This window comes from Aquabacterium sp. (genome assembly GCF_048860245.1).
Taxonomy (GTDB): Bacteria; Pseudomonadota; Gammaproteobacteria; order Burkholderiales; family Burkholderiaceae_C; genus Aquabacterium.
Genome location: NZ_JBLIZW010000065.1, coordinates 1 through 3,807 on the forward strand (window position 1 = coordinate 1; position 3,807 = coordinate 3,807).

Genomic DNA, 3,807 nt, shown 5'->3' on the forward strand with positions numbered 1-3,807 from the left:
TTGATCTTGTAGAAGTCGGCCACGGTTTTCTGGATGTTTTCCACCGAGATCTGGCGGTTCTGGATCGACAGCAAGTCCTTGAGGGCCTCGCGCGCCAGGTTGATCGTGATCTCCTTGTGGCTGAATTTGGCAAAGGCCAGCACCTTGCGCAGCGCGCCTTCGAGCTCACGCACGTTGGCACGCACGTTCTTGGCGACGAAGAAGGCCACGTCTTCGGGCATGTCGATGCCTTCCTGGGCAGCCTTCTTGATCAGGATGGCCACGCGCATTTCCAGCTCGGGCGGCTCGATCGCCACCGTCAGGCCGGCGTCGAAGCGCGAGGTCAGGCGTTCATCGATGTTGGCCAACCCCTTGGGATAGGTGTCGGACGTCATGATGATGTGGGCCTTCTTGGCCAGCAGCGCCTCGAAGGCGTTGAAGAACTCTTCCTGCGTGCGGTCCTTGCCGGCGAAGAACTGCACATCGTCGATCAGCAGCAGATCGAGGTTGTGGTACTTGGCCTTGAGTTCGTCAAAGGTCTTGCGCTGGTAGTTCTTGACCACGTCCGAGATGAACTGCTCGGCGTGCAGGTAAAGAATGCGCGCGTCCGGCTTGTCGGCCAGCAGGGCGTTGCCCACGGCGTTCATCAAGTGAGTTTTACCCAGACCGACCCCACCGTAAATGAACAGCGGGTTGTACATCTGACCAGGGGCGCCGGCCACATGCAGGGCGGCGGTGCGGGCCATCTGGTTGGCACGGCCGGGCACGAGGTTGTCGAAGGTCAGCGCCGGGTTCAGGCCCATGACCTGAGGTTGTGCGCGACCACCACGACTCGGTTCAGACGCCTGTGGATAGGCGGCGCCCGCCGGACCCTGGTTGGCAGCTTGGGCCTGGGCCATCTGCGGAGGCATGGCCGGACTGGCTTGCGCATTGGGGGGCAGGGCGCGACCCGGCATCACCATGCCGGGACGCAAGCCACCGACGGGGGCGGCCATGCGGGGAGCCAGGGCCAGGTCCAGGCGGATTTCGCCCGACTGCAGTTCGCCCAGGATGGCTTCGAGCCGTGCGCTGTACTGGGTGCGGATCCAGTCCAGCATGAAGCGGTTGGCCACACGCACCGACACCAGGGTCACGCCTTCGCTCTGGCTCACTTCGGCCGGCGGCAGCGGGCGGATCCAGGTGTTGAACTGCTGTTCAGGCAGTTCGGTGGCCAGGCGCTCACAGGTCCGTTGCCACAGGGTGGCGGGGTCGTCGGGGCTCTGGCCGGCGGTGGTCAATTCGGCGGCACTCATGTGTGGACAAGTCTTTCTTCGGGGAGCGAATTCTAAGCGCATGAGCACAGGTCATTGACAGGTTATCCACAGTTTTTTCCCGGGGTGGGTGATTTGGGACAAGGTCGGTGTCTGACTGCGATTTCGGGGGGCGGGAAGCTCAGCCCAGGCCCAGATCCGCAAAGGCATTGACCCTGTGCCAAAAACCTGTTGTAATCGCGGGTTCGTCCGGTCAGCTGAGTGCTTTGGCGTGCCAATACCATCCATGGTGGCGTGTCTGAGTGTGCAGAGGGTCCGGGTGCCACCTGGGCGGCAATTGCATCGCATCAGGGATCACAAGACACAGACAGGGCCGCCCCATTGAGGTGCGGCCTCATGAAGGACCATCTCATGAAGCGTACTTACCAACCCTCCAAGACCCGCCGCGCCCGCACCCACGGTTTCCTGGTGCGCATGAAGACCAAGGGTGGCCGCAAGGTCATCGCTGCTCGCCGCGCCAAGGGCCGCAAGCGTCTGGGTCTGTAATTTCCCGTCCCGGTCTGGTCGGTGCCGTGAGGGCGTTCGACCAGTACAGGTGTGAACGAGGCCGGGCGCTGCCCGGCTTTGTTTCGACTTGACTTTCCTGACACACCGTGCGGCCACCCAGCCTGAAAGCTGCTGATTTTCAGAGGGCTTTGGGTTCGCGCCCGGTTTCGCGCACGACGCACTTCGTCTTGCATGCGCTGCCGTTGGTGCGTGCTGCGGATGCTGCTTTGGCAGGGTCCGAGCCTGAGGCCCTCGCTTCGCCAGCCCCGTTGTCCACAGACGAGGGGTTGTCGGCCGCCTTGTGTGTGGATGAGTGTGCACTCACTTTGCCCAGTTGTGGCCCGAGCGGCTGGCGACTGGGCTTGGTGCTGCCCAAAAAACAGGCGCGTCGTTCGGTGACGCGTTCCCTGATCCGTCACCAGGTCCGTGAGGCCCTGCGTCGACATGGCCCTGACATCTGGGCTGCCGGCCGCCATGGCCCCGAGGTCGATGGCTGGGTCGTGCGTCTCAAAGCCCCGTTTGACCGTCAGTTCTTTCCCAGCGCCGCCTCCCGTGCGTTGAACGTGGCTGTGCGCGACGAACTTGACCAACTCTGGTCACGTCTGGCCCGGAGTACGGCATGATGCACACGCTCCTCCATGTGTTCCGCCAAGGGCTGGCTGCGCTGTGCGCCGGTCTCAATGCGGTGCTGATGGGGGTCGTGAAAGCGTATCGGCTCTTGCTCAGCCCTTGGCTGGGCTCGGCCTGTCGTTTCACGCCCACCTGTTCCCAATATGCTTTGCAGGCGCTGGAGCGTCATGGTCCGGCCGCAGGGTCGTACCTGACGGCACGGCGTCTGCTGCGTTGTCATCCGGGTTGTCCGGGTGGCCATGACCCGGTGCCCGATCAGGCACCGCGTCTCTTGTCCCGTTTTTGCAACCCTTCGTCGGATTCCAATCGCCCATGAATGATCTGCGTCGCACCCTGCTGTGGTCGGTGTTTGCCGTCTCACTGCTGATGTTGTGGGATGGCTGGCTGGTTCACACTGGTCAACCTTCCTTGTTTGCGCCCGCACCGGTGGTGGCTTCGGCACCCGCTGCGTCGGGGCCGGCTTCGTCTGCCAACTTGCCCACTCCCAGTGCCGCGCTGGGCGCGCCCGCCGCAGCCGTGGCTGCCGATGGTGGCGCCAGTGCCCCGGTGGTGCCGAAAAGTGAGTTGATCACGGTCACCACCGATGTGGTCAAGGCGACGTTCGACACCTTGGGCGGCAGCATGGTGCGCGTGGAGTTGCTGCAGCACCGTGCACAAGACGATTTCAAGCAGAACATGGTCTTGTTCAACAAGACCGCCGGTCACACCTATGTGGCCGAGACCGGCTTGATTGCGACCACCGGATTGCCCAACCACAAAACCCCCTTCACCGTCTTGAGCACCGAGCGTGTGCTCGCCGATGGCGCGGACAAGTTGGTTGTCAAGATGGCTTCGGCACCGGTGAACGGTGTGCAGCTGATCAAGACTTTCACCTTCCCGCGTGGCAATTACGCCATCGATGTGAAGCAGGAAGTGGTCAACAGTTCTGCCGCCGCCGTCAGCCCACAGTTGTATGTGCAACTGGTGCGCGATGGTTCGGCCCCGACGGCCGAAGGTCCCACCATGATCGGTGCGCCTCAGGCCTACCTGGGTGGTGCGTTCTACACGGGCGAAGCCAAGTTCCAGAAGGTGGAGTTTGCCCAGATCGAGAAGAACGAGGCCGAGTTCCAGAAGAATGCCGACAACGGTTGGGTGGCCGTCGTCCAGCACTACTTCACCGCCGCCTGGTTGAACAACACCAAGACCGCGCGCGAGTTCTACGCCCGCAAGCTGGACAGCAACCTGTATGCCCTGGGCATGCTGTTCCCGGTGGGCGAAGTGGCCCCGGGTCAGACCAAGGCCATCGAGACGCAGCTGCTGGTCGGCCCGCAGGAAGAGGTCAAGCTGGCCAAGTTGGCCGAAGGCCTGGAGCTGGTCAAGGACTATGGCTGGACCCACCTGATGGCCAAGCCGCTGTTCTGGC

At 63.0% G+C, this 3,807-nt stretch carries 5 protein-coding genes; 4 read left to right on the forward strand and 1 reads right to left on the reverse strand.

What is annotated here, in order from left to right; genetic code table 11:
• The coding region (gene dnaA, locus ACMV18_RS07115; RefSeq protein ID WP_420817268.1) for a chromosomal replication initiator protein DnaA at nt 1-1,271 on the reverse strand (1,271 nt) is incomplete at its 3' end.
• Between the two features lie 369 nt (nt 1,272-1,640).
• Between dnaA and rpmH the strand changes: the two genes are divergently transcribed.
• The 4 genes from rpmH to yidC all read left to right on the forward strand — a co-directional run.
• On the forward strand, nt 1,641-1,775 hold the full coding sequence (rpmH, locus tag ACMV18_RS07120; RefSeq protein WP_339581939.1) for a 50S ribosomal protein L34: 135 nt from the start codon (nt 1,641-1,643) through the stop codon (nt 1,773-1,775).
• 107 nt (nt 1,776-1,882) lie between these two features.
• Entirely contained in the window at nt 1,883-2,398 is a 516-nt protein-coding gene (locus ACMV18_RS07125; protein WP_339581940.1) for a ribonuclease P protein component, read from the forward strand.
• A 68-nt stretch (nt 2,399-2,466) separates the two neighbouring features.
• The gene (gene yidD / locus ACMV18_RS07130; protein ID WP_339582336.1) at nt 2,467-2,721 is read left to right on the forward strand and encodes a membrane protein insertion efficiency factor YidD; all 255 of its coding nucleotides are present in this window, start codon (nt 2,467-2,469) and stop codon (nt 2,719-2,721) included.
• A partial coding sequence (gene yidC / locus ACMV18_RS07135; protein WP_420817269.1) for a membrane protein insertase YidC occupies nt 2,718-3,807 on the forward strand: 1,090 nt, incomplete at its 3' end. The genes yidD and yidC, both read left to right, overlap by 4 nt.

Coding starts and splice junctions, on each gene's coding strand:
- rpmH (WP_339581939.1), top strand. CDS start 1,641: ATGAAGCGTACTTACCAACCCTCCAAGACCCGCCGCGCCCGCACCCAC.
- yidD (WP_339582336.1), top strand. CDS start 2,467: ATGGGGGTCGTGAAAGCGTATCGGCTCTTGCTCAGCCCTTGGCTGGGC.